Annotated in this window: 1 protein-coding gene; it reads right to left on the reverse strand. The window is 43.6% G+C overall.

Features of this window, described 5'->3' with window-relative positions; all coding sequences use genetic code 11:
* Positions 1–573: ATP-binding cassette domain-containing protein (locus tag D8863_RS11135; RefSeq protein WP_185761492.1), on the reverse strand; the 573-nt coding region annotated here is incomplete at both ends.

Here is a 573-nt window from a genome sequence, read left to right on the forward strand (position 1 = left end):
TGCCACATAGCAGCCTCGCTTAGAGGAGTTTCTTTGCTCTTACCAAAGTCTAAGTTTCCCTTGACATCTCCAGAAAAGAGCACAGCTTTTTGAGGAATATAGCCGACCTTATTGCGCAGCTCTTCCAAGTTGTAATCTTGCACATCGATACCATCTACTAGAATTTGACCAGATGAGACATCATAAAAACGAGGTATTAGGTTGACTAGAGTAGATTTCCCAGATCCAGTTGATCCGATGAAAGCCACGGTTTGACCTGCTTCTGCTTTGAAAGTGACATGTTCCACGACTGCTTCAGAATTTTTAGAGTAGCGGAAAGTCACATCACGGAATTCCACTTGTCCCTGAACTGAAGGATTCGCTGTCTGTGCATGACTAGGATTCTCAATAGAAGAATGCAGATCCAATACTTGATTGATACGTCCTGCCGAAACCAAGGTACGAGGAAGAACGATAAAGAGTGCTCCCATGAGAAGGAAGCCCATCACGACCTGCATAGCATAAGACATGAAGACCACCATATCACTAAAGAGTGGCAAACGTTCTGCAAAACTTGCATCGTTGATGATATAG

It is taken from the genome of Streptococcus oralis (assembly GCF_003943825.1).
Lineage (GTDB): Bacteria > Bacillota > Bacilli > Lactobacillales > Streptococcaceae > Streptococcus > Streptococcus oralis_CD.